The following is a 1,095-nucleotide window of genomic DNA, read 5'->3' on the forward strand; positions in this document are numbered from 1 at the left end:
GCTTTACATGAAACTACACGTGCTGTAACAGTAATTAAGTCATCCATTAAAATAGGACGCATATATTTTACGTCAATTTTATATACTACAAAGTTGTAGTCTTTTTGATGCCAGTAATGGTCAACGCCAGCAGCGCGGAGCCATTCTGTACGGGTACGTTCCATATAGCGAATGTGGTTGGCATGGTAAACAATACCACCTGCGTCCGTATCTTCAATATAAACACGAATGTTGAATTCAAAATGATTCGCCATGAGAGTATTCCGTTTTAGTTCACTATAGAGCTTTATATTTAAAATATGACTGTTGAATAAAATATCAGTTCTATCCAAAGCCATACATCTGCTTTTAAATACGGGGCAGTTTAGCAGATTGCATACTAAGTCCTATGGCACAACCTTTCAATCGCGACTGCTGTCTTTCTTCTTTAAAACGGAACACTCTATGGTGAGCATATTGTTAAGTTAAGACTGTTTCCATGCAGCCTGAACTTGTTTAGCGATATTCGGATAGTCTAAAACGAATCTTATATGTAGCTCGGTTCCTGTCTTTAAGGCCTTATCATCTACTATAAAAGAAGGGTTGTGATTTGGTGCAGCTTGGTTTAAGTCCTGATTTTCAGGTGTTGCTCCTAAGAAAACAAAGAAAGAAGGCATTAATTTCCCATAATAGGCAAAATCTTCACTTGCACTTGCATTATGGTCCAAAACATGAAGATTCGAATCTCCAACAGTTTTGGCTAATGTTGGCTGGATAAGTTGAGTAAGAGCTTTATTATTCATGGTTACTGGAGCATAAGGTGCAATTTCAACTTTTGCTGTTACATCATTAGCTTGAGCGTTATTTTCCACCAGAGTTGGTAAGCTCTTTAGGATATTTTCTCGGATCTGTTCGTTATTGGATCGAATAGTACCGATCATATTGACCTGTTCAGGAATCACATTTCCAGCTGTACCGCCTTGAATATTGCCAATACTAATAACGCCCATACCTTGGGTTAGGTCGGTTCTTCGGCTAATAAGACTTTGTAAATTATTAATCATTTGAGCTGATGCATAAATTGGATCTCTGCCTAACCAAGGGGTTGAGCCATGA

2 protein-coding genes are annotated in these 1,095 nt (G+C 38.2%); both read right to left on the minus strand.

What is annotated here, in order from left to right; translation table 11 throughout:
• Positions 1 to 254 (minus strand): YbgC/FadM family acyl-CoA thioesterase (locus VXQ92_RS20470; protein WP_416683016.1); only part of this gene is annotated, 254 nt, incomplete at its 3' end.
• Between the two features lie 210 nt (positions 255 to 464).
• Positions 465 to 1,095 (minus strand): M20/M25/M40 family metallo-hydrolase (locus VXQ92_RS20475; protein ID WP_416683017.1); only part of this gene is annotated, 631 nt, incomplete at its 5' end.

This window comes from Acinetobacter sp. 228, from assembly GCF_048147885.1.